Source organism: Foetidibacter luteolus (genome assembly GCF_009650435.1).
Classification (GTDB): domain Bacteria; phylum Bacteroidota; class Bacteroidia; order Chitinophagales; family Chitinophagaceae; genus Foetidibacter; species Foetidibacter luteolus.
On the sequence record NZ_VVIP01000035.1, the window covers coordinates 327,250 to 350,967 of the forward strand.

19 protein-coding genes are annotated in these 23,718 nt (G+C 44.6%); 6 read left to right on the top strand and 13 right to left on the bottom strand.

Annotated features, from left to right (window positions below):
* Positions 1-705: 705 nt before the first annotated feature.
* From F0364_RS10695 to F0364_RS10715, 5 genes are all read right to left on the bottom strand, one after another.
* Positions 706-2,994: a DUF3858 domain-containing protein gene (locus tag F0364_RS10695; RefSeq protein ID WP_153797766.1), complete on the bottom strand. Its 2,289-nt coding sequence runs from the start codon at positions 2,992-2,994 to the stop codon at positions 706-708.
* A gap of 19 nt (positions 2,995-3,013) precedes the next feature.
* Positions 3,014-4,945: a transglutaminase domain-containing protein gene (locus F0364_RS10700; protein ID WP_153797767.1), complete on the bottom strand. Its 1,932-nt coding sequence runs from the start codon at positions 4,943-4,945 to the stop codon at positions 3,014-3,016.
* A gap of 254 nt (positions 4,946-5,199) precedes the next feature.
* Positions 5,200-5,790, bottom strand: a complete 591-nt coding sequence (locus tag F0364_RS10705; RefSeq protein WP_153797768.1) for a methyltransferase family protein — start codon at positions 5,788-5,790, stop codon at positions 5,200-5,202.
* A 26-nt stretch (positions 5,791-5,816) separates the two neighbouring features.
* Positions 5,817-6,797 (bottom strand): serine hydrolase, encoded by a 981-nt coding sequence (locus F0364_RS10710; RefSeq protein WP_235921053.1) that lies wholly within the window; start codon positions 6,795-6,797, stop codon positions 5,817-5,819.
* Positions 6,798-7,152: 355 nt separating this feature from the next.
* Positions 7,153-8,664 (bottom strand): OmpA family protein, encoded by a 1,512-nt coding sequence (locus F0364_RS10715; RefSeq protein ID WP_153797769.1) that lies wholly within the window; start codon positions 8,662-8,664, stop codon positions 7,153-7,155.
* A gap of 719 nt (positions 8,665-9,383) precedes the next feature.
* Here F0364_RS10715 and F0364_RS10720 point away from each other — a divergent pair.
* The 6 genes from F0364_RS10720 to F0364_RS10745 all read left to right on the top strand — a co-directional run bounded on the left by F0364_RS10720 (position 9,384) and on the right by F0364_RS10745 (position 15,821).
* Entirely contained in the window at positions 9,384-10,346 is a 963-nt protein-coding gene (locus F0364_RS10720; protein WP_153797770.1) for a polyprenyl synthetase family protein, read from the top strand.
* On the top strand, positions 10,347-12,050 hold the full coding sequence (gene recJ, locus F0364_RS10725) for a single-stranded-DNA-specific exonuclease RecJ (RefSeq protein WP_153797771.1): 1,704 nt from the start codon (positions 10,347-10,349) through the stop codon (positions 12,048-12,050). It abuts the gene before it with no gap.
* Positions 12,051-12,304: 254 nt separating this feature from the next.
* Positions 12,305-13,057 carry a 3-oxoacyl-[acyl-carrier-protein] reductase gene (fabG, locus tag F0364_RS10730; RefSeq protein ID WP_153797772.1) on the top strand — a complete coding sequence of 251 codons (753 nt, stop codon included), beginning with the start codon at positions 12,305-12,307 and terminating at the stop codon, positions 13,055-13,057.
* Between the two features lie 164 nt (positions 13,058-13,221).
* Positions 13,222-13,506 carry a hypothetical protein gene (locus tag F0364_RS10735; protein WP_153797773.1) on the top strand — a complete coding sequence of 95 codons (285 nt, stop codon included), beginning with the start codon at positions 13,222-13,224 and terminating at the stop codon, positions 13,504-13,506.
* Positions 13,507-13,588: 82 nt separating this feature from the next.
* Positions 13,589-15,160, top strand: coding sequence for a SulP family inorganic anion transporter (locus F0364_RS10740; protein ID WP_153797774.1), 1,572 nt, complete (start codon positions 13,589-13,591; stop codon positions 15,158-15,160).
* A 13-nt stretch (positions 15,161-15,173) separates the two neighbouring features.
* On the top strand, positions 15,174-15,821 hold the full coding sequence (locus F0364_RS10745) for a carbonic anhydrase (protein ID WP_153797775.1): 648 nt from the start codon (positions 15,174-15,176) through the stop codon (positions 15,819-15,821).
* Between the two features lie 111 nt (positions 15,822-15,932).
* On the opposite strand, the gene F0364_RS10750 is transcribed toward F0364_RS10745, so the two are convergent.
* The 8 genes from F0364_RS10750 to rlmD all read right to left on the bottom strand — a co-directional run bounded on the left by F0364_RS10750 (position 15,933) and on the right by rlmD (position 23,345).
* The gene (locus F0364_RS10750) at positions 15,933-16,148 is read right to left on the bottom strand and encodes a hypothetical protein (RefSeq protein ID WP_153797776.1); all 216 of its coding nucleotides are present in this window, start codon (positions 16,146-16,148) and stop codon (positions 15,933-15,935) included.
* Between the two features lie 14 nt (positions 16,149-16,162).
* A complete protein-coding gene (locus tag F0364_RS10755; RefSeq protein WP_207632606.1) occupies positions 16,163-16,564 on the bottom strand; it encodes a hypothetical protein in 402 nt (133 codons plus the stop codon).
* Positions 16,565-16,574: 10 nt separating this feature from the next.
* A complete protein-coding gene (locus tag F0364_RS10760; RefSeq protein ID WP_235921054.1) occupies positions 16,575-17,120 on the bottom strand; it encodes an RNA polymerase sigma factor in 546 nt (181 codons plus the stop codon).
* 342 nt (positions 17,121-17,462) lie between these two features.
* Positions 17,463-18,587 carry an endonuclease/exonuclease/phosphatase family protein gene (locus tag F0364_RS10765; protein WP_153797778.1) on the bottom strand — a complete coding sequence of 375 codons (1,125 nt, stop codon included), beginning with the start codon at positions 18,585-18,587 and terminating at the stop codon, positions 17,463-17,465.
* Between the two features lie 24 nt (positions 18,588-18,611).
* Complete coding sequence (locus tag F0364_RS10770) at positions 18,612-19,727, bottom strand: endonuclease/exonuclease/phosphatase family protein (protein ID WP_153797779.1); 1,116 nt, start codon at positions 19,725-19,727, stop codon at positions 18,612-18,614.
* A gap of 334 nt (positions 19,728-20,061) precedes the next feature.
* Positions 20,062-20,982: a rhomboid family intramembrane serine protease gene (locus F0364_RS10775; RefSeq protein ID WP_207632607.1), complete on the bottom strand. Its 921-nt coding sequence runs from the start codon at positions 20,980-20,982 to the stop codon at positions 20,062-20,064.
* A 64-nt stretch (positions 20,983-21,046) separates the two neighbouring features.
* A complete protein-coding gene (locus tag F0364_RS10780) occupies positions 21,047-21,811 on the bottom strand; it encodes a rhomboid family intramembrane serine protease (protein ID WP_153797781.1) in 765 nt (254 codons plus the stop codon).
* Between the two features lie 97 nt (positions 21,812-21,908).
* Positions 21,909-23,345 (bottom strand): 23S rRNA (uracil(1939)-C(5))-methyltransferase RlmD, encoded by a 1,437-nt coding sequence (rlmD, locus tag F0364_RS10785; RefSeq protein ID WP_235921055.1) that lies wholly within the window; start codon positions 23,343-23,345, stop codon positions 21,909-21,911.
* Positions 23,346-23,718: the final 373 nt, after the last annotated feature.

A 23,718-nucleotide genomic window follows, 5' to 3' on the forward strand; every position in this document is an offset into this window, starting at 1 on the left:
ATTGTGCTGCCGATAACCCCCGGTTTGCAACCGGGGCTATTGTCAGTAAAGCCTTTCAGGCTTTTAAAACCTGAACGGTTTCATCTGAAGCGGCGGGGTCGTAACCATTCAACTTTGAACAAGCGAACATTCAACAATCAAGCCCCATCGGGGCGGTATGTTAGTAGATAAGAAAAGAAACGAAAAGCAAAGAGCGCCGCAGGTGCGATATGTTAAACAGGATGATGAAGCACTGCATGAGGGGTGATTACCAGGCCCTTTTGCAAAAGCCTGTTCAACATATCGCCTCTACGAGGCTCTACAAAACAGGCCGCGATTACCTGTCTGCTACTAACATATCGCTCCTACGGAGCTTTGGAGCTGATTGGGGAAAACTTAATCATAAGGCTACCGTTCTTTTGATGATGGTCTGTTGTTGGGTCTGTTGCTGTGTAAGATGATGCCTTTAAAATGATAATAAGCAAGGCTCCAATTATCCTTCCGGTCAATATCTACCATGTGGGAAAAGCCTGGCTTTGTATAGCAGGTGAATGGCTGCCGGATTGAAGCGGAAAGCCCGCAACCACGAGGCACGAGTGGTGAGGACTTGCAGCGAAAAGCCGGAACAAATGCCGGGCAGAATATCCTTGCTGACAGCCCCAAATAAAAGAGGCTGCCTCAAAAGTATTGAGCAGCCTCTTTACAGTTTTGTATGATTGTATTGTTCTATTGCTGCTTTTGCAACACCAGCTTTGATTGAGAAAAATTGTAAGCGGCATCCAGTATAGCCAGCATGGCTGGCCATTGGGATGCTTCGAAATTTTTGAGCTTGTACATTTTTTGCACCGTGATGGTAATTGTGTTGTTATCGGCCTTTGCAACGGTGGTAAAACTGCCACAATCGTTGCTGATGGATTTATTAAGCCTGTCTAACCCTTTAACTGTATAGCCGGCCGGCACAGGCATGGAGATAGTCCAGCTAAGCGTTCTGGGATAAATTACATCGGCGGGCAGGCTGCGCACCCTGTCTTCTTTCTTTATTTTGGTTTGCCCGCTTATTAATGCAGGCAGCGCCAAAACTATATCGTTGCCGGCAGTAGCTGTAACTTCGGAAAAGGTAATGTTCTCACTAAATTTAAGGCTGCGTTTTTTAAAGCTGCGGCCATCCTGCAACAGTTTAAACGAGCCATAACTTTCCACGGAAAAATCATAATCGTTTTGTGCCACGGCCTTCATCATTTTAGGCTTTTCTTCTTTCCACTCTTTCTTTTGCTGGGTAAACTCGCTCATGGCTTTTTCTTCGCTTTTGCTGTCCATACCTTCCCACATGCCCAGGCCGTCGTAGTTCTTAAAATCATTCTCCATGTAAGGGGTTAAGGCCAATGCTTCATCAATAACACTTTCTTTGGCGCAACCTTTTACTTCAACCGTTTTTTCAACGGTCATATTTACCTTATTAACCGGCTCTAATGTAGCGGCAATGATGGTTGCGATTGAATTAACGGCTGTATCCGCGGCAGGCAACACATCGTTGGCCGCCTTTGACTTTTCGTTATCGTACGTAAACCGGATGGCCTGGTTACCCGCAAAATACGATGGCAGTTCCTCGGGGTTAAGGTGCTCATCAGGGTTGCAGTAATACCCATTCTTGTACTTTATTATCCAGCCCACTTCCTGTGTAAAGGCAACTTTATTCAATAAAGTACGCTGGTTACTGGTGGTAACGATAATTTCGTGGTCTAAGTTTTTTTCCTTCAGCAGGCCGGAGAAAACTTTGGCAAAAGCATAGTCGCTCCAGTTATCATACAAAGTATTGGCGCGGATGCTGTAATAGGCTTTTCTTACATAATCATCATCTGCCGCCTCGGTAATACCGCGTTTTTTCATTTGCTTGTACATGCTTTTAATAGTACCACTGATACCTGAGCGCAGGCCCGCAGTGTAATCACCGGTATTGTACAGCTTGTCCGGGTGAAACCAGAATTGTTTGGCCTTTTCTGTAAGCTCTTCGGTGCTGATATCTTTTTTCATATCCGCCTCGTTCTTAAACCAGATATAATTTTTACTGCTGTTGCGGGCATAGATAACCTGGAACTTTACAGAGGGCAACTCCATAATGCGGTTAAGAAACCTGGTGTCGGAAATTTTATCGCGGTTATTGTCTTCCCAGCGGTACACTTTTTTGCCTGAGCTGCCGGTTTGGGTAAAATCCGGGGCGCCCTTTAAGCTTTTATAACCTATGTAATAGTTATCGTTTTCCGTTACCACCTCAATTACCTGCTTTGCAACGGGCATAGAGCGGTTGCACAGGTAATACACCGGGGAGAACTCTTTGTAATCCGGGTTATTGGAATATTGCTGTGTATTAAAGTTTTTGAATTCGTATTCAACTATATCGCCCTCTTCAAGGTCGGATACAGGCAGCTTAAAGAATGCGGGCCGGTACCTGGATGAAAACTTCTCATCGGTGTAGCTTCTGAACAGGTCTGGCACGGAACGTATATCTTCCACCCTAACGGCATCGGCAAAATCAATATCAGTTACAGAGCCGTCTTTCTTAATTACGCGGGCCGCAAAGGCATCCCCTTCTGTAGATAACCTGAAATACAAAACGGAGTACTGCTCTATGGCATACTTATCGTTCAGCAATAATTTACGGCGTTCTGTTTCTTCTACCAGTATCTTGGTATCGTTATTGGCATTGGCCCACAGCAGGGAGCTACCCAGCGTTGGTATGGCAAACAGCAGGCCCCAAAAATTGCGGCCAATTCTTTTACCGGCACTCAGTCCTTTTTTATCAAACTCAAAACTTGTTTTCTGGCTCAATATAACAGCGCCTTCTGTTGACCATTTGGCGGCTGAAGAAGCGGAAAAGTCGTTATCGTCTTTCAGCAGGTTGGCTGCTTTGGCATTTTTGGTAAGCAGTTCCAGTTCTCTTTTGTTAATGCGTTGCTGCGAAAAACCGTGCACACAACAAGCCACCATAAGAACGCTACAAACAATTATTTTTTTCATGATAACCGGGGTTTAGCAATTACAGTTGTACGGTAATGTTGTTACGGTTGAATTCTTTTAGTTTATTGATAAAAGTTTTCCAGTTGGCAAACTCGCTGGTGTAAATAACCGGGGAATTTAGCTGCAGCTTTTTTTGCAATACCACTTTGCTGCCATTTTGGGTGTAAGTGGCTTCTATGTTATTCTTGTTAAAGTCTGCCTTAAATGGCTGGGGCAGGCTTTGCACTTTGGCGTTGGCAGGCAGTTCCAGTGTTACCTCATCCTGGGCAATAAACACATTGTCCATATCAATAGGGTTTTGCCTGTCTTCTGCAGGTATAAACCTTGTTATCTGGCCGGGAAAGAAATCAATACTGGTGTAATACAGGTCATCCACCACGGTTACATGGTTGCTTATTTCAATATCGCCTTCCATGGTTATGGGTATATCGCGGTTGGAAAAGTCAGATGTTTTTACATTGCTTATTTCTGAGTTGTTGTTCATTTGAAGCAACGTATTCACAAAATCTTTCCGCTTGTTGGATGGGATGCTGTTATAAATATTGTGAAAGAAGTTTTTGGCTTCGCCATCAAATTTTAAAGACACATGGCCGGTTATTTTTTCGCCATCCAGTTTTAGCGCGGCTTTTGTGGCAATCTGGTTTTCATCCATAACAGCAGCGGGTACGGTTTCTACCTTATAGGTTTCGCCATGCTCTACCAATACATTTTTACCTTGTATGCGGTACGCATTTTTGCCCATCGCGGCATATTTTTCTGTACCGTCCAAAAAGTACGTCTTGCCTTTGAGGTACAATACGCAAATAGCATGGTTATCTACGCACATGGATTGAATTTCTTTCCTGTCGTACGGTATGTCTTTTGTTCCAATCCAGGCAAAATGTGCATCAAAACCTGCTTGTTTCAGCATCTCCGTAAGCAGGTTGGCCATGCCCTTACAATCGCCGTACTTGTTCTTATAAACTTCCTGCACTGTTTGCGGAACAAAGCCTGCATAGCCTTCTTCAAATGCTATATAGCGTATGTTATCCTGCACCCAGTAGTACAGGGCTTTTACTTTGTCTTCATCGGTAGTTTTGCCCTGCATTAGTTGTGTTACCTGCGCCTTAACTGCATCCGGGTTATTGTCTGCCTTTTTATACAGGAAATCATACCAGGCATACATATCATCCAGCGATTTAAAGCCATTGTACTGCTTTTGGTTAACGCTGTAACTGCGTACGGTTATCACCAGGTGGGGCAAATAATATGGACGTGAAAGAGAAGATGGCTCCCGCTTTATAGCACTCAGGTTTTCTATGGTAAATGAGTAAGAGGTAAGGTTCTTTTCTTTTTTGGTCTCTTTTTTAATACGGTAGCCTGTAAAATTTTTCTCAGTTATCTCAAGCTGCAACCAGTCCGGCACCTTAAAGGTTATGCTGGTACTCCGCACCGGAAAGCCTTCGTGAAAGAATACACGGGTTAAATATTTGGCGTCAGTATATTCATAGTTGTATTTAAACCGGCAGCGCTGGCCCATTTCCTCAGCTTTAAAGCCGTAGAACATGCCATAATTATCATCCAGGAAAATAGCGTCATCGGTAAGCGAAACTTTTTCCGGAGCATACTTCTGGCTTTTAAACCTGCTGCCATAAAATATCTCGAAATCGTAATCCTTTAGTTTCACAAACTGGTTATACCCAACCAGGTAGCCAACATTCGCCTGGTTTTCAATGGCCACCATCTCCACATTGCCTTTTTCAAAAGCGGTAACCACCGGTTGGTTATTTACGCCTTTGGTGGTAGCGAATTCCACTTCTTTTTCTACCAGGTAAGCGCCGTATTTGGCTTTTTTATTCAGCTTTTTAAGAAAGGAAGCCTGCATTACGCCTTCGCCGTCAGAGGTTTGAAGCTGGGCATTTAACTGCACGGTACAGATTAATAGAGCTAAAAGAATATTAGCCTTTCTCATGAGTGTTTTTTGGGTTTAGAATGAACAAAAAATTACCGCAATTTCAGCAATTCTACTCTATTCCCGTTTAAAAAATGATGAAATGAAGCTTAATTTTTTGGGATATGGTTTGCTGCGCAAACGTTTGAGCAATAATAATTGTCCGGGCTAAACGGCTACTATGAGGCTGCTGTTGTGTCACTCACTTGTACGGCTGGTAACGCTATTCACCATTGTGCAGCCTGTTCATTTAATCCTGCCGGTAGCAGGTGCAACTACTTTATTTTAAAGAAAAACAGGGGCGTTTTGGCGGCATAACTCCTGTAGCTGTTGCCAAACCTGGCCACCAGTTTTTTTTCTTCCAGCCAGCCGCCAATAACTACATATAAGGTATTTATCCCGCAGGAGATAAGGTTTTTGAGACTGGGTTTCCATAAAAAGAGTGCCCATATAACCAGCAATGTGCCTGCGTACAAAGGATGGCGCATGTATTTGTGCAAACCCGTTTTAACCAACCCGATAGTATGGGTTTTATTTGAAAACGCATCCAGGCCGGTCATTTCTGAAAAATACACCCTGGCGCATACGGACATAATGATAGCCCCGGCAACACCTGCTACAACCGCCACAACTTTTTGCCAGGCTGCGGCGTTCCAAAATAAAGGAGAATTGTTTATACCCGCATGATACATGACAACAGCAATGAGCGTGACAAAAGCAAAAACGGCATAATAAAAACGGTAATATTTGTAGCTGCGGCCCATCGCTTTCATCATTCTTTGCTTAACAGCTTCAGCAGCAAAAAAGCTGTGAAAAAAAGCATACGCAATCCATAATACCGCCAGTATAAGATGATAATTTTCCATGCAGTATAAAAATTACAAAACCCGCCCTAATAATATGCCAACTTAAAGGCATCAAGATTAGGCAGGTATTTTCTGTGCCTACCTAATTCATACCGGTAGATTATTTCACCTATTTCCCTGAAAAAAGGGTAGCCTGTTTCTTCATACTCATATTTGTCATCGTTAAGTATGCCGTCTCTGTTAACATATATTACAGCACTTAGCATGAATTCTACATTGTGCTTAAAGTCCGCTATGTAAGCCACATCGGTTAAAAAGCCATAAGACCAGCCTGTTTTATTGAAAGAACGGATATAGTCCGGCAGGTGTTGCCTGCCATCCTTAAACCAGAAAAATTTGGTATAGCTGTCAAAATACTCCGTTGTATCGTACCGCGGGTACTTGCTTTCCCGGGGCAATTCGCTCATGTATTGCCGCAAAAAAGCATAATCCAGGCTATCCAGCCCAAAACGCTGCGCCGGCTTTACGGACAAAGGGAAAATTGCCGACTGTAGGATCTGCTGCAAATCCTCCAAGGGTGCATTATTGTGCGTGGTAAAATCCATCGGCGTTTGTATCAAAGAATCCTGCCGGTTGTAATGCCCCTTTCCAATGAAGACCTTTTTGCTAAAGTCAAACTCTACCCTGCTTACCGCCGCAGGCTGATAATACAATACACTATCTCCGTTTTTAAACCGAACAGGATTTGTATGCCTGTTTTCATCCTCATTCATCGGCATAAACCTGCGGGTAATGCGTATGTCTTTATATCCCTTTTTCCATAGCTCCAAGTTAATATACTGCTGCCCCAAAAACTCATACAACCTGTTATAGGCGTTGTTATCACTTACCAAAAACACTTTCTTAATATAATGGGCAAGCGAAGGCCTATAGTTTTCGGCTGAAGAATCATATTGCACTGCTACCTGTTTGTTGTAGCCGCTGTCCGTCAACATAGCCGTATTTTTCTCAATCCCGTACTGCTTTAGGGCATGCAACTTTTGCAGCGCCAGGAATGCCAGCGGCATTTTAACTGTAGAAGCCGGTTGAAATAACGGTTACGGTCAACATTAAAAAAATAGTGGTGCAGGTGCGGGTTGTTCTTTTTATCCCGGTTTATCTGTGTATAAATAAGCTGATATTGGTAGGTACCAGGGCTGTCAAGCACCTGCTTTAAGCGTTTAGAAGCCCCTGCATACAAAAGTTCTTTTAACCATTTGTGAGTTTTAGTTTGTGCACAAGCACAATATGCGCAGCAAAGGAAGGTGAGCAATAAAAAAGGTTTTCGCATAATAAGGCATTCCGGTTAACAACATTGGCCAAAAAAGAAAAAACCGTCTCACAAAAGTGAGACGGTTTTTGGATGCAAAAAGTATCTATGATTTATTTAGTCTTTTTGTACTGTGGGTGCGGGGCAGGAACTGTGCTTGGGCCAGTTTCTGATGTGCCTTGCAGGTCAACTGTGTTAGCATCACCCATTTGACCGTAAGTGAAGATGAAACGGCTTTCAGCAACACCTTGTTTTTCAACCAGGTATTTGATAACTGCATTAACCCTATCCCAGCTTAACTGCTGTTCGCGTTTGTTGGTTGCACCGTAACCGATAACTTTCACGTTACAAGTTGGGTTGCTGTTAATCTGCTGTGCAGCGCTTGTTAAGATAGCTTGTGCATCTTTGCTTAAAGTAACGCTACCTGCTTTAAATGTAACGCTTGGTAGGCTGATTTCGCAAGTTGGTTTTGCAGTAAGAGTTTTCATGGCTTCCCTTAGCTCAGCGCAGCAAGGAGGCTCAGGACATTTACCTACGCCATCTGCATCAACAGGGAAGCAGCTTTGGGCAGTAAGTAATTCTTTGTCTTTGTAGTCAGGAACGCCGTCGCCATCTGTATCTTTAGCTACACCGTGGCTGTCAACCGGAGAACCAGCGGGAGTGTTAGGCTCCTGGTCAAACTGGTCTGTTACACCATCACCGTCTGCATCAGGCAGAACAGGAGTTGGGATTTTCATGTGCTTGGGCACATTCAGCTCGTTGTAGATAAAGTTGTTTGGATTGATCCACCAAAGAGGAGCAACTTTTTTGGAAGTGCTGCCGAGGTTGAAGTTCATCCTTGCAGTGGTTAGGCTGTAGATGTCGCGGTTGCCACCAGCACCTTTTTGGCCATCCAGGTAGTCATAACCTGAAGAAGGAGTAGTGAACCTTTGTTCTACACCGATATTCCACCTGTCGCTAACTTTGAAAGCGATACCGCCACCAAAGCTAAGACCGTGCAATAAAGTCCAGCCTTTTCTGCCGTTAACTTCTTCGCCTAAAACAGTTCCTATAATACCAGACTGGGTATTAGGAAGTCCTTGGCCGTAGAAGTTGTGCCATTCGCCCTGGGCATTTTTCTGCTGAACCTGTGTCATAATCAGGTCAGAACCCACCAACAAGTAGATGTTGGTTTTAGGATTGCCCCTGTAGTGGCTGATGGTGTTAAGGGAAGCGATCAGGTCAATTGCACCTGAGTGGGTTTTAGCCCTAAACTCCCTTGAGAAATTGTCCTGGTAGGCACTTGGTTCACCATAAGTAAAGTGGCCAAAGTAACCAAACCTCAAAGAGAATACATGTCCGAGTGCTTTTCTAAGTGAGATACCACCACCGAAACCGGCTTTAGATTTGATATCTCCCGCTATTACCGCATACCCTGCTGCAATACCCAGTTCCCATTGGCTTTTTGGCTTGGCGGGATAAGGATACTGGTTGTTTCTAAATTCGCTGTACTGTGGCATGTCTTTTACAGATACTTTCGACGAATCCAGGGCGTAGTCTGCGTTTGCGTCATTACGTTGCGCAAACGAAACTGTTGAAATAAGGCTTAATAAGCCTGCTACCAAAGCGTACTTTTTGCTTGCCATAGGTATTTTTTAAGATTATTGTTTAATGTTTCCCTAATAAATATCACCCGCAAATTTATGTAATGGCTATGAATTACCAAATTTTTGCGATTTATTTTCTATGTGTGCTCAAAGCTGTAGCAAACACATTTATATATAATTATGTAACCTTTCACCAGATAGCTTTTATATAAGCCTGCTGTTTTTGCAGCGGCATTTAACCTATTGCAAACACAATGCCGTATAGTTAACAAAACATAAATATGTTTTATTTGTTGGCCTGGGTGTGTTCCGTTGAACCATTATCAAGACGTGCCTGCATTATCTACATATATTACTTAAGATGTCAGTTACATTACTTCCATACTAAAATTTCAACCGTCACAACTTAAAGCTATTTCACCTATTTGCCCGGCGAGGCGATACCTAAAAGACATTTCGTTTTTACCTGGGAGCTGCGAGTGAAACATGCGGCGTGCTGCACTTTGGGTGAGGGATTGCAGCGGATACCCCGCTGAAGCCTTTGCAGCATGGCCTTGTGGCGGAGTATGAGCGGAAAGCCCGACCCCTTGCGCAGCTTGGGGGCACCCCCTGAAAATGTTGTTTACGTTTAACTAAAGGCTGCACGGGTTAGCTTACCCCCCGGACAAACAGGTTTGCGGTGAGGGAAAATACAATCCCTAAAATTGAATATATGCTGCAATATTAATAGGAACTATATTGCAGCTAAGTTCAGCATCATGGAAAAAGCGCTAAAAGTTATTCAGAAAGAGCTTGCAGAATTCGAGGGACATTTCAGGGAGGCCGTTAAAAGCAGGGTAGCGCTGCTAGACAGGATTATGGCATATATAGTAAAACGCAAAGGCAAGCAACTGCGCCCTATGTTTGTTTTATTAAGCGCTAAACTGGGTGGGGAAATAAATCCATCCACCTACCGGGCCGCATCGCTGGTGGAGCTGTTGCATACCGCCACGCTTGTACATGACGATGTGGTGGATGAATCTATGGAACGCCGGGGTTTTTTTTCGCTTAACGCGGTATGGAAAAACAAAATTGCCGTGCTGGTAGGCGATTATCTTTTATCCAAAGGCCTGCTACTTTCCCTTAACCATAAAGATTACCAGGCGCTGCAAATACTTTCTGACGCTGTGAAACTGATGAGCGAAGGCGAATTGCTGCAAATGGAAAAATCACGCAAACTAAACCTGGATGAGCAGGTTTATTACGAAATAATAAAAGGCAAAACCGCGTCGCTGCTGGCATCTGCCTGCGCTGCCGGGGCTTCTACCACTTTTGAAGACCCCACGGCCACGCAAACCATGCAAAAGTTTGGTGAAATGGTGGGCATGGCGTTCCAGGTAAAAGACGACCTTTTTGACTACAGCAACCAAAACATAGGTAAACCTACCGGCAACGACATTAAAGAAAAAAAATTAACCCTGCCGCTTATTTATACGCTCAATAACTGCAGCCGTGAACTTAAGCGCAAGCTTATATATATTATTAAGAACGAGAATACCCAAAAGGATAAAGTAAAGTTTGTTACAGACGCCGTACAGGAAAACGGTGGCATTGCCTACGCTACAGAAAAAATGCTTTACTTTAGAAATGAGGCCCTTGCCCTTTTGCATCAATTTCCTCAAAATGAAGTAAGGGATGCCCTGGAAGACCTGGTTCGTTTTACTACAGACCGTAAATTTTAAATGGACAAACGCTGGAAAATACTGGAAACCCCTGTGCATACGGCAGCCAGCCTGCATACCGGCATGCGCATTAATAAAACCCTTTGCAGCATACTTGCCCAGCGGGGGATAGAAAGCTTTGATGAGGCTAAAGCATTTTTTCGCCCCAGCCTTCAAGACCTGCACGACCCGTTTTTGATGAAAGACATGCAGCGGGCTGTTAACAGGATACAGCTTGCTTTTAACCGCCAGGAAAAAATTCTTGTTTTTGGCGACTATGATGTGGATGGCACTACAGCCGTAGCGGCTATGTACAGCTATCTTACCCAACTTTACACACAGGTTGATTATTATATTCCACACCGCTACCGGGAGGGGTACGGCATTTCAAAAGCCGGTATTGACTATGCCCTGCAAACCGGCGCTTCCCTAATCATTTCACTGGACTGCGGCATAAAATCAGTTGAACTGGTGGCTTATGCCCGGCAACTGGGTATTGACTTCATCATTTGCGACCACCACCTTCCTGAAAAAGAATTGCCCGCCGCCGTGGCTATACTTAATGCTAAACAGCCAGGTTGTAATTACCCTTATAAAGAACTGTGCGGCTGCGGCGTGGGCTTTAAACTAATGCAGGCACTAAGCAGAACTTTTGAACTGCCGGATGACAGCTACCTGAAATATATTGACCTGGTGGCAACAGCCATAGCCGCTGATATTGTACCCATTACCGGTGAAAACAGGATATTAACCTGGTATGGCCTTAAAAAGGTTAATGAAAACCCCTGCACCGGCATTAAAGCCTTGATGAAGCTGGCAGCCGTTGAAAAGGAAATGATGGTTAGCAACCTGGTTTTTATTATCGCCCCCCGTGTTAATGCCGCCGGCCGTATGGATGATGCCCGCAAAGCAGTGCAGTTATTTATAGAGCAGGATTTTAATAAGGCTCTTGGCTTTGCCGAAATGCTGCACAATGATAATGCGGAACGCAAGGAAGCCGATGAGAATATTACCGAAGAGGCGCTTGGTATTATTAAAAGCAATGAAGCGCTTAGTAAGAGAAAAACAACGGTTGTTTACCAGGAGCACTGGCATAAGGGGGTGGTAGGCATTGTGGCATCTCGGTTAATAGAGCGGGGTTTTTACCGCCCAACCATTGTACTTACCAAAAGTGGCGATGTTGTGGCAGGCAGCGCCAGGAGTGTGGCGGGTTTTAACCTTTACGAAGCCATACACGCCTGCCGGGACCACCTGCTGGGTTATGGCGGCCATTTTGCGGCCGCCGGTATGACCATGAAACCTGAAAATGTGGATGCCTTTAGCCTTAAGTTTGAGGAAGTAGTTTCAAAATCAATTGAAGAGCACCTGCTGGTGCCACAAATAACTATTGACGCGGAAGTGAACTTTGCTGAGTTAACCCAAAGCTTTTACAATATCCTACGCCAGATGGAGCCATTTGGCCCGGGCAATATGCGGCCCGTTTTTATTGCACGTAAGGTTAGCGATACCGGTTACTCCCGCATATTGAAAGAAAAGCACCTGCGCCTGGAAGTAAAACAAGGGAACGTTCAGTTTAGCGGCATCGGCTTTGATATGGCCGAAAAATTAACCACTTTGCAACTGTGTAAAGAAACTGATATTGCTTTTACACTCGACCTGAATGAGTGGAACGGTGAAAAAAACCTGCAACTGCGGCTGATAGATATACGCCCCGCGGAAAACTGAGTTACGAAACCACACAGGTAAATCAAGCGCTGCCCCCACTGGCGATCTTCCATCCCCCACTTGCCTTTTTATGATACCAGCGACATATCCCTGTAGCATCATCGTTGCGTCGCAATCACTTTATCGTCCGGTTCTTTGGGCAGCAATTCGTCTCCGTATCAATATTTGTCTCCGCTTAGTAAAATACGATTACTGCAAACGATTGGTACACCGATGTTGAGAAGTATTACATTTGTCCACCTAAAAAAGTTGCCATGAAATTATTAGACGGAAAAGTAGCTATAGTTACCGGTGCGGCCCGCGGTATTGGCGCAGCCATTGCTTTAAAATTTGCAGAACATGGCGCCCATGTAGCTTTTACGTATGTTAGTGACAGCAGTGCGGAAAAAGCGGCGGCGCTGGAAGCGCGGCTGCAGCAACTGGGCGTTAAAAGCAAAGCCTACAAAAGCAATGCGGGAGACTTTGCACAAAGCGAAACCTTTGTGGCTGATGTATTAAAAGAATTTGGCACAATAGACGTTTGTGTAAACAATGCCGGTATAAGCAAAGACAACCTTCTGCTGCGTTTAACACCTGAACAGTGGGATGATGTAATAACCATCAATCTCAAGAGCGTGTTCAACATGACCAAGCAGGTTATTAAACCCATGATGAAAGCCAAATCCGGCAGCATTGTTAACATGAGTTCCATTATAGGCATTAGCGGCAATGCCGGCCAGGCAAGTTACGCGGCCAGCAAAGCCGGCATAATAGGCTTTACAAAATCTGTAGCCAAAGAACTGGGCAGCCGCAACATACGCTGTAATGCCATAGCACCCGGCTTTGTTGAAACAGATATGACCCATTACCTTAAAGGCAGCAGCGCAGATGAGTTCCTCAAAAAAATTCCACTGGGCCGTTTTGGCAAGGCAGAAGAAATTGCTGATACTACTTTATTTCTCGCCAGTAACATGAGCGCCTATATAACAGGGCAGGTATTAAGCACCTGCGGCGGCCTTAACATATAAATACAGGCGAACTGCAATGAATGAGAAGCGGGGTTTGGAATATATTCCACGCCCCGCTAACCAACACAATTGCCGGGCGTCCTCCTGCCATCATCTTTTTGTTAAACTTTCCGGCATACGTAACCGTTTTTATAAGTGAATGTCTTATTTTGCATTATACGCCGATGAGAAAATGGTTAACTATATTGTGCCTGCTGGTTTTCAGCATCCAGTTGCTGCCGTTGCGGCAGGTAGGTTCATTGCTATATAGTAACCAGTTAACCGAAGAACTACCCCACTCATTTGGCGCTGAAAAATCTGAGGATATTAAGTTTGAGCCTGTAAGGCATGACTACTTTGACAACATTGCCCCGGCCACACTTTTTAGCGAGGAAAATTACAGGCATTTTGCCAGCACCCTGCCAGACAATCACGAAGGCGAAATACAAACCCCTCCTCCCAATATTTAGCCCGCTATTACATCGTATTATCTACCATTCGTTGCATTACCAAATATTTCGGATTTATTCGTTATCTACATCGTTGTCGTTTATGAAAAGCTTTTTGAAAAACGCGGGTGCTGACCTGCCTGCTGCCCTTGTTGTATTTTTAGTAGCATTACCCCTCTGCCTGGGTATTGCTCTTGGCTCCGGGGCGCCATTGTTTTCCGGCCTTATAGCCGGTATTGTGGGGGGCATTGTAGTAGGTTCCCTCAGTGGCTCTAATGTTAGCGTAACCGGCCCTGCCGCCGGTTTAACAGCCATTGTTGCGGTAGCTATTGGAAAAATGCCGGCCTTTGACGCCTTTTTGCTTTCTGTTGTTATAGCAGGGGTAATTCAGCTTATCCTTGGTATTGCCAAAGCAGGTTTCCTGGGGGATTATGTACCGTCCAGCGTTATTAACGGTATGTTGGCGGCCATCGGCATCATACTGATACTAAAACAAATTCCGCACCTGGTGGGTTATGATGCGGATTTTGAAGGGGATGAAACCTTTTTGCAAAAAGACAGGGAAAATACTTTTTCAGGCATATTCAGTGCTTTTAATAAGCTAACTGTACTGGCGCTTGTTATTGGCGCCGTTTCGCTGCTTATCCAAATTGTATGGGAGAAGGTGCTGGTAAAAAAAGTCAGCTTTCTAAAGCTGGTACCAGCGCCGCTGATAGTTGTTATTGTTGGGGTACTTATCAACCAGTGGAATATTAGTTCCGGCGCTGCCGGACAGTTAACACAGGAGCAAATGGTAAATATTCCCATAGCTACTGACATAAAGAATTTCTTTTCCTTTTTTACCATGCCTAACCTTAGTTACCTGGGCAGGAGCGATGTGTGGCTAACAGGGGCCACTTTAGCCATTGTAGCAAGCCTGGAAACGCTGCTGAATATTGAAGCTTCCGATGAGCTTGACCCCTACCAACGCGTAACACCTACCGACAGGGAACTGAAAGCCCAGGGAATTGGCAACATGCTTTCAGGCCTTATTGGCGGCTTGCCCGTAACTTCTGTTATCGTTCGTACATCCGCCAACGTAAACGCAGGCGCCAGAACAAAAATGTCAGCCATCCTGCATGGTGTTTTGTTACTGGTGTGCGTTGCCTTTATTCCCCGGGTGCTGAACCTCATCCCACTGTCTGCACTGGCGGCGGTACTTATTTATACCGGCTACAAGCTGGCCAAACCTTCTGTTTTTAAAGCATTCTTTAAAAAAGGCCTTGACCAGTTTATACCTTTTGTGGTAACCATTATAGCCATCATTTTAACAGACCTGCTGGTAGGTATTTTAATTGGCATTGCTGTTGGTTTATTCTTTGTTTTAAGAAGTAATTTTAAATCGGCAGTGTTTATTGTGCACGACGAAAACAAATACCTGGTAAGGCTGCGCAAGGATGTATCTTTTCTGAATAAGCCAATTTTAAAAAGAAAACTTGAGAATGTGCCTGAAAACAGCTACGTGTTAATTGATATTTCAAGAGCTGATTTTATTGACAAAGATGTAGTGGAAGTTATTAATGATTTTATGTGCCACGCCCATCTTAAAGGTATTAAAGTGGAGCTAAAAAAAAGCCTCAGCAAGCCAATGCACCAGTTAGTGAACGAACAGAAATATGAATTTCAATTAAACTAAAAATTATCAACCAATGGTTACATCCTACCAGAAATTATTATTAGAGAATAAAGCCTGGGCACAGGAAGCAGTGGAAGATGACCCGGATTTTTTCAACCGGCTTGCGAATATTCAAACCCCGGATTTTTTATGGATTGGCTGCAGCGACAGCCGCGTGCCGGCCAACGAAATTACCGGTACCAAACCCGGTGAAATTTTTGTGCACCGCAACATTGCCAACCTGGTAATACATACCGATGTAAACCTGCTGAGCGTACTGGAATATGCCGTAGCACACCTTAAAGTAAAGCATGTAATTGTTTGCGGCCACTACGGGTGCGGCGGTGTTAAAGCGGCTATGAGCAACCATGATTACAAACAGGTACTTAACATGTGGCTGAGGAACATCAAGGATGTTTACCACCTGCATAGCGAGGAACTGAAAGGAATTGCCAATGATGAAGCCAGGTTTGACCGCCTGGTGGAACTGAATGTGGTGGAGCAGGTATTGCACCTTGCCAAAACATCTATTATTCAGCGGGCATGGCGGCATGAGCAGCGGCCACACCTGCACGGGTGGGTGTATGGTTTAAAAGACGGTTTGATAAAACCCGTTTTTGAAATGGAGCCCAATGCTCCCATTAACCCGCTTTATACTTACGATGACCTTTCGGCATCCTGACATACCAGGGACATTCTTTTAAGGGGGCCGTTTATTACAGCCCCTTTTTTATGCGGATTATTTTTTGTTCAGATATGTATCCTGGCAATGTACGGCTGGCCTTATGTAATCTTATCCTTCCAACTCCTTGCAGTAATAACCAGCCCTCTGCATTACGTTTTCAATAGCATGCGGCGAAAGGCTAACTGCCTCAACACGCAATACTTTGTCATTGTCTTCCAGGTCAACATTCCATTTCAAAATTCCCTGTATTGCCCTAAGAATACGAAACAGCTTGCGAACATGCTTCCTGTCTTCCACATTGGTTTTAAAAACTAAAATTTCCATATCATGTTGGTTTGTCAGATAATCTTTTCTTCCTGACCGGGTTTACCGGCAATGTCTTCCTCCCGTTTACCGTACTTCCAGTGCCCGCAACGTTTTCGCCATTCCTGCTTAAACTTTTGTCGTTCCTCCGGTGTCATGTTTTGCCACTTCTCCATCATTTCCTTCCGCTTCTCAAATGACGGGCCGCCCCAATGACCGCCGTAGCCACGGCCCCATCTGCCGGGTAAGCCGCCAAAAAGTATCCTGCATAATGTGAATATGCCCAGCGCCTGCCAAAAGCCGATAGCATTAACCTGCAGCACCGGAACCAATATGTTATTCCACAAAGCCATTACAATAAAGCTTAATGGTGTAATAACCGCGAAAATGAAAATAGCCAGCATCACCAGTTTCTTTCCCCAGAAATATCTTTTCATAACTTTCTGTTTAATAGTTGAGTAATTCATCCCGCAGGCTGCTTAACCTGTTTCGCAGGTGCAGCACCGCGTACCTTTTTCTTGATATGAGCGTGTTTACAGTTTCGCCTGTATGTTCCGCAATTACTTTAAACGGTATGTCTTCCAGCTCATTCCATACAAATACCTGCTTTTGCGTTTCGGGCAATTCGTTAAGTGCATTGTTTAATGTTTCCCAAAACACGGTACGCAGAAATTCTGTTTCAGGGTTATCGCCACCTTCAAAAAGCAGCCCGGCCCAGCCAGCCAAACCATCTTCTTCATCGTCTTCAAAAATGTCATCCAGCAGGTCTGGCTGCATTTTACGCTGCCTGTCTGTTATCTTATTACGCGTAACCCTGAAAAGCCAGGCGGTTAACTGTTCTATGGGCTGGGTGTTGCCAATTAACTGGTAGAACACATCCTGCAGTATGTCTTCGGCGTCCGCCTCGCTGGATACACGTTTGCGGATAAAACCCATCAGCCGTTTGCTGTAGGTATTAATAATGTCCGTGATATTACGCTTCTCCGAAGGCATTTGGTTATATGTGGTAACAGCCCCATCCATTACTATTGGCTGACGGACGGGGAAGAAGAATATTTTAAAGATGCGAAAGTTTTTTGGTGAATGGTGAACAGGCAACAATGAAATAGATGTGTTTGCTTAATACAGTAAACCCTGGCCCGCCGAAGCTAATGCAGTTTTGACACGTTCAACAGCACGGCTAATACCAGGGATGTGCAGGATGTGCGTGAGGGATTGAAGCGGATACCCCGCTGAGGGCCTGTGCGATGGCTTTGCGGCGGAGTATGAGCGGAAAGCCCGGCCCCTTGCGCAGCTTGGGGACACGCCCAAAAAAAATTCCGGGATTTGACTATACTATTTTTTATTGAGGCTTAGGTCTGTTACCAGCATCAGGTGATCGCTAAGGTCTTCATCTACCATTTCAAACTGGTGAACATTAAAATTGTTATCGGGCAGCACATAATCTATGCGAAGGGTTGGCGCTATGGCATTATAAGTGCGGCCGATGCCATAGTCTTTTTTAAGAAAGGCATCCTGCCGGTTGCCGCGGATATGAAAATAAGCGTAAGAGTTGGGCACATCGTTAAAGTCTCCGCAAATGAGGGATGGATGCGGGCTCTTGTTCATTTCTTTCAGCACCGTTTCGGCCTGCCTGCCGCGGCGGGAAAAAGCCAGTTTCATTTTACGGAAAATGCTTTCTGAGGCGGAGAGCATTTCATCATCCTGCTCCTTTATTTTTTCCAGGTCTTTGTAATCAGATTCGTTAAACTTAAAAGATTGCAGGTGCGTGGTAAACACCCTGAAGGTATCGCCATTGTGTTTGATATCCGCGTAAATAAGGCTTTCTATACTGGTGCCTTTGTAAACCGTTCTGCCGGTTTTGATAATTGGATAACGCGAAAAAATAATGGACCCGTATTGATAAAAACCATTGTCTTTGTTATAGTCTTTGGAGAAATAATAGTGGGGATACTTTTTTGAGAACAGTGCAATATTATCCGCCTCCGGGCCCTGGCGGGTGGAGTGGTTAAACTCCTGCAGGCAAATTACATCCGGTTCCATTTTAAGCACAGCATCAGCAATTTCGGTGCGGTTATGGCGGCGTTTTTCCTGGTTCTTGCTTATGCCATACATATTGCCCACATTCCAGTCCACAAAACGTATATGGCCGGCTTGTTTTTGCTGCTCAAAACCGTGCCTGAAATGCCAGCCAAATAAAACGGTTATTTGTTTGTACCCTACCGCCAGTGTAAGCAGCGACAGCAAGGCCCAACGGGGCTTGGCCACCAGCCAGAATATGATGGCAAAAATGTGCAGTACAATAAGATAGGGCACTGCAAGACCTAAAAAACCGATAAGCCACCATTTGGCGGGGTTAAGGTAGGGTGCCAGGCATGCGGCAACAAAGGCAAGGCTCACCAGGATATTGATGACGATGAAAAATTTTTTGGTAAATTTTCTAAAGAAGCCTCCTGCCATGTTGTAAATGTAAAAAAATGATGGTTACTGCTTCCATTGTATATCGGTAATTACAGGAAAATGATCAGAGTCGTACACCCTTTTTACGGCACACTGTGTTATGCTGAATGCTTTGTCAACAAAACAAACATCAATTCTTAAGGTTGGCGCCAGGCTGTAAAATGTTTTGCCAATACCGGCACCGGCTTTAAGGTATGCATCCTGCAACCCGCTCCTTAGCAAATTGTAGGTGTAAGAGGCTGGCGTGGTATTAATATCCCCGCAAAAAACAACAGGATATGGGCTTTGGGCCATAGTAGCTTTAATGGTTCTTACCTGTTGCTCATGCACTATTTCCTTACTTTTTATTTTATGGTAAATAGAACGCCTTCTTTGAATTGTTTTTTCATAAAGCTCTTCCCGTTCAGAGTAATCATCGTTGTCGTACAAGCTGAATGAAAGCAAGTGTGCGGTGTGTACACGCAATTTTTTTCCGTTAAACAATACATCTGCGCTTAACAGGTTTTCTCTATGGTCTCCGTTGTAAATGGCAGTAACGGCACTGTCAGCCAGCGGCAGTTTTGAAAAAATGCTTACACCATGAATAGCTTTAAAATTTGGCGAAGTGCGTATGCTGTCATTTGAATTGCAGCGGTATTTGTACCCCAGCGAATCCAGTACACGTACATGTTTATCCGGGCGGCCCTTTGACTCGTACAAAGCAACTTCCTGCATACAAATTACATCGGGGTCCCATTCTTTTATGTGCTCCATGGTAGTGCGCCAGTTAATTTTTTCAATGGCGTTCTCATCATGTTCCGGTATCTGAAAGCTGCGGATGTTCCAGGTAAGTATCCTGAGCGTGGCTGTGTTTTTTTCTGCTTTCCATGTGGCTGGCAGGTTAAAAGCAAAGCTGTTGACAAGGCTTTTAATACCGGCAGCCGTAACCAGCAACAAAACCAAACCCTGCCTGCGGTTTTTTAAAAAACTGACAAGTGATAACAATACCATTACAGCCAAAACATAAGGGAATAACAGAGAGAAAGTACCTAAAATTGCCAGTGATGACGGAGGAACATACGCGGCCAGCACACAGCATATATACACAACGGAAACAACAATTTTTATAAGTATGCCAGTACCTTTAAATACCTTTTTCATAAACTGGTTGGTGCAAAAATTAAAAGAGCGGCAGCAACGGGGGCGGCATTAATTTATTTAATATGCCTGCATTGCCAAAGTAAGAATTATTAGGCACAAAGCAGTTGTTATTTTGCAGAACAGGCCGCAAAACAAAACCACATACACTAATTAAAACGTGCACGTTTTATAAACTGGCATTTAAGAATTGCAGAGGAATTTTTATGGGCCCGTCAGCAGGAATTACTATTGGGCTTTACTTGCGTCGCACTCTTGTGCGTTCTGTTCACTATGCAGCTTTATGCGGGTACCAGGCTTTTTGCTGAGTGTTTACAATAGTGGGCACAATACAGACTTACAAGTCTTGCTCACTTGCTTTTTTAAGAAACTCCTTTTCTTCATCCGTTAAGAAGTGGTAACCCTTCTGGTTGATTTTATCAAGAATTTCATCCAGGCGTTGTTGCGTAAAATGGGGTTTCTTTTCAAACGGTTTTTTGGATGTTTTGTAGAAATGCTGATCGCCGGAAGATTTTTTCGCATGCTTTTTTTCAGGGCTAAAGAGGTCATCAAGCCAGTTCCAGAAGCTGCCCATCCAGGCACCCCAGTCATGCCCCCGCCTTAACTGGTGAATAAACAGGAAACCCAGCAACCCCGCACTAAGGTGGGCGAAACCGAAAGCCGCATTATCGCTGGCGATGGTAGCGTAATCTATGGCCACAAAAATGAGCGTAAAAACCCAAAGCGGTATACCCCCATTTAACATAGGGAAAATACGGTACCCGGGCGCTAATGTGGTAGTGGCAACCGCCACTGCCATAACCGCGGCGCCGCCGCCGGCCAGCACATAGCTGCTGTTTATACCCGCCCTTAAATTTGGAAAAATGTTACTGGTAGCCACAAAGAAAACAGCGCCAACAAGGCCGCCATAGAGGTAAAGAGGAATAAGCTTGTTATTACCGGTGAGGTCCTGCAGAATATAACCAAAACCCCAAAGCCATAAAACTGTGGTAAGCAAACCCCATATAGAAACGTGGGTAAACATGTGGGTAAGCACCGTCCACGGCCGGGTGCTCAGGGTTTCCAGGTTGGCAGGTAAGGTAACCCAGGTAGCTATCTGCTCATCAAAAGCCGGTACGCCTGCTTTGCCACTGGAGAACAGGTACACTATTTTAACAAAATAAAACAGCGCAAAAACAACCGCGTTTATAATGATCAGCCAGGTTAAAGCATTGTTATTCTGGCCCAGCATCAACCTTCTGCCCCGGTTTTGTTCCATTACCCCCATACAATTTGTTTTTCAAAGTTGCCTGATATTAATAAGTGGCTTTTTTTATGTTTTGTTAATAAAAATTGCGCCGGTTGGTTTTGTTCCAGTAATATACGAGAATTAATCCAACTAAAGCGCCGCCAAGGTGGGCAATATGCGCAACATTATCGCCAGCCGAGTTTTGCACGGCACTGAAGAACTCTACCGCCGCATATCCAATTACAAACCATTTAGCTTTTATGGGTAAGAAAAAATTAAGGTAGATATACCTGTTGGGAAACAGGTAACCAAACGCTGCTAAACAACCAAAAACCGAACCAGATGCACCAAGAGTAGCAGTATTAAGCCGCAACTCTACTATGTATGTAGGGTCATTAACTCTGTGACCAGGATCATATTTTTCAATAAATGCAAGAATTTTACTCATTGCATCTGGAGAATTCACCATTAATGAATTGTAAGCATTCAACATCGCATTATTCTCAAAGTATAAGGCAATCATGTGGCAAAAAGCTGCCCCCAGGCCGGATATAAGGTAAAAAACAAGGAACCTTTTTGGGCCCCACAAATTTTCCAGCACAGAGCCAAACATCCATAAAACAAACATATTGCCTAACAGGTGCATGAAGTCTCCATGCATAAAAAGATAGGTTACAAATTGCCAGGGCCTGAATAAAGTGCTTTGCCAGGTGTGTAGTGCAAAAATATCTTCCAGGTAGTGTTCGCCCACCGCTTTGGTTGCAGTTACCTGTGCCAGGTAAACAAGCACATTAATAATAAGCAGGTTCTTAATAATCGTTGGTAATATCTGGAAATTGCCCGGCCTGAAATCTGACATAACTAACTCCGCTCCATAGAAATCTGCCCCACCCCCTGCAGAGTGGCATAGGTTAAAAATTGGCTTTACCAGGGCATAAAGCTTACCTGTTACTCTCTCATCCGGCCTTTAGTTTCAATTGCACAACGTTTTCAATATGGTGCGTATGCGGAAACATATCCACCGGCTGTATTTTGGTTACGTTGTATTTTTCGCTTAATAGCTGTAGGTCCCTGGCCTGTGTGGCAGGGTTGCAGCTTACATACACAACGGTAGGCGCCGCAATTTCCAGCAGTTTTTTAACGAGTTTTTCGTGCATGCCTGCACGGGGAGGGTCTGTTATTATCACATCCGGCCTGCCATTGGCCGCAAAAAAATCATCATTGCAAATATCTGTTACATCGCCGGTAAAAAATGAGGCATGCTGAATATTATTAAGCGCCGCATTTTCTTTGGCATCTGCAATGGCTTCGGGCACTACCTCAACACCGACTATTTTTTTGGCCATCCGGCTTACGAATATGCCAATGCTGCCCGTTCCGCAGTACAGGTCGTACACCACCTGCTGGCCGGTAAGTTCCGCAAAATCACGGGTAATGGCGTACAGCCGCTCCGCCTGGCGGGTATTGGTTTGAAAGAATGATTTAGGGCTTATCTTAAACTGAAAGTCTTCCAGCTTTTCTATAATGTAGCCTTTGCCAAAATACACCTGGGGGTCAAGGTCAAAAATGCTGTCGTTTCTCTTAGTGTTAATGGTGTAGAGCAGTGTTGTTAAAGATGGAAATTGCTTAAGCACATAGTCCAGCAGTGCTTCCCGCTTTGCTTTGTCTTCATAACCAAAAACAATGTTCAGCATCTGCTCTCCGGTAGAAGCCATGCGTATCATCATGGTACGTAAAAAACCATGATGCTCACGTATGTTGTAGAAGGAGTAACCATTCTTTTTGGCAAAAGCCGCTATGGCATTGCGTAGCTGATTGGTGGGCTCTTTTTGCAGGTAGCATTTGTCAATCTCCACCACTTTATCAAACATGCCCTTTGCATGAAAGCCGGCATAAGCTCCGCCATCCTCTATCTCCTCCCCTTCTGCCTGCCGGGCACGCATTTGCAGAAATTCTTCCTCAGGTATAAACCGTTTGGTGCAAAAGGTATATTCAATTTTATTTCGGTAATATTTATCTTCTGCGCAACCGGCAATAGGCAGCATTTCGGGCAGTTGCAGCTTGCCTATGCGGGTAAGGTTATCCAGCACCTGCTTTTGTTTGTATTTTAACTGTTGGCCGTAGGGCAGCATTTGCCACTGGCAGCCGCCGCAAACACCAAAGTGGGAGCAAAAAGGCTTTTCCCGCTGCTGGGAATATTGCTTAAAACGTATGGTTGTGCCTTCGGCCCAGTCTTTTTTGCTTTTATACAGCCGGATGTCCACCACATCGCCGGGAACCGTGTTTTCAATAAACACCACTTTCCCTTCAACCCTGGCCAGCGATTTGCCTTCCGCGGCATAATCCTGCACCAGTACATCTTCTAATATTACAGGTATTTTCTTCTTTCTCACGGCGCAAAGGTAATGGCTGGGTAAATATGGGTTGCAGGTTACAGGTAGCTGGGTGTGCGGTTGAGCGTGTGCCGGGGATGAAGGACAATAATAACTTTGGCTAAAGCCAGGCTGTTGCATTCTGATTTGCCCGTACAAACCTGCCTGTGCAAGAAGCGGCGTGCTGCACAATCGGGTGAGGGATTGAAGCGGATACCCCGGTGAAGGTATTGTGCGGCTGGCATGTGCCGGAGTATGAGCACAACCGAGTTAAAAGCAACTAAATGTTGCTTTTGACGAAGGTTGCGAACGCAGTTCTGCCCGGCCCGAGGTACGAGGGACACCCCCTAAAAAACCTTGCCCTGCTTAATTGTTTTGGAGATAAAGAATAAGT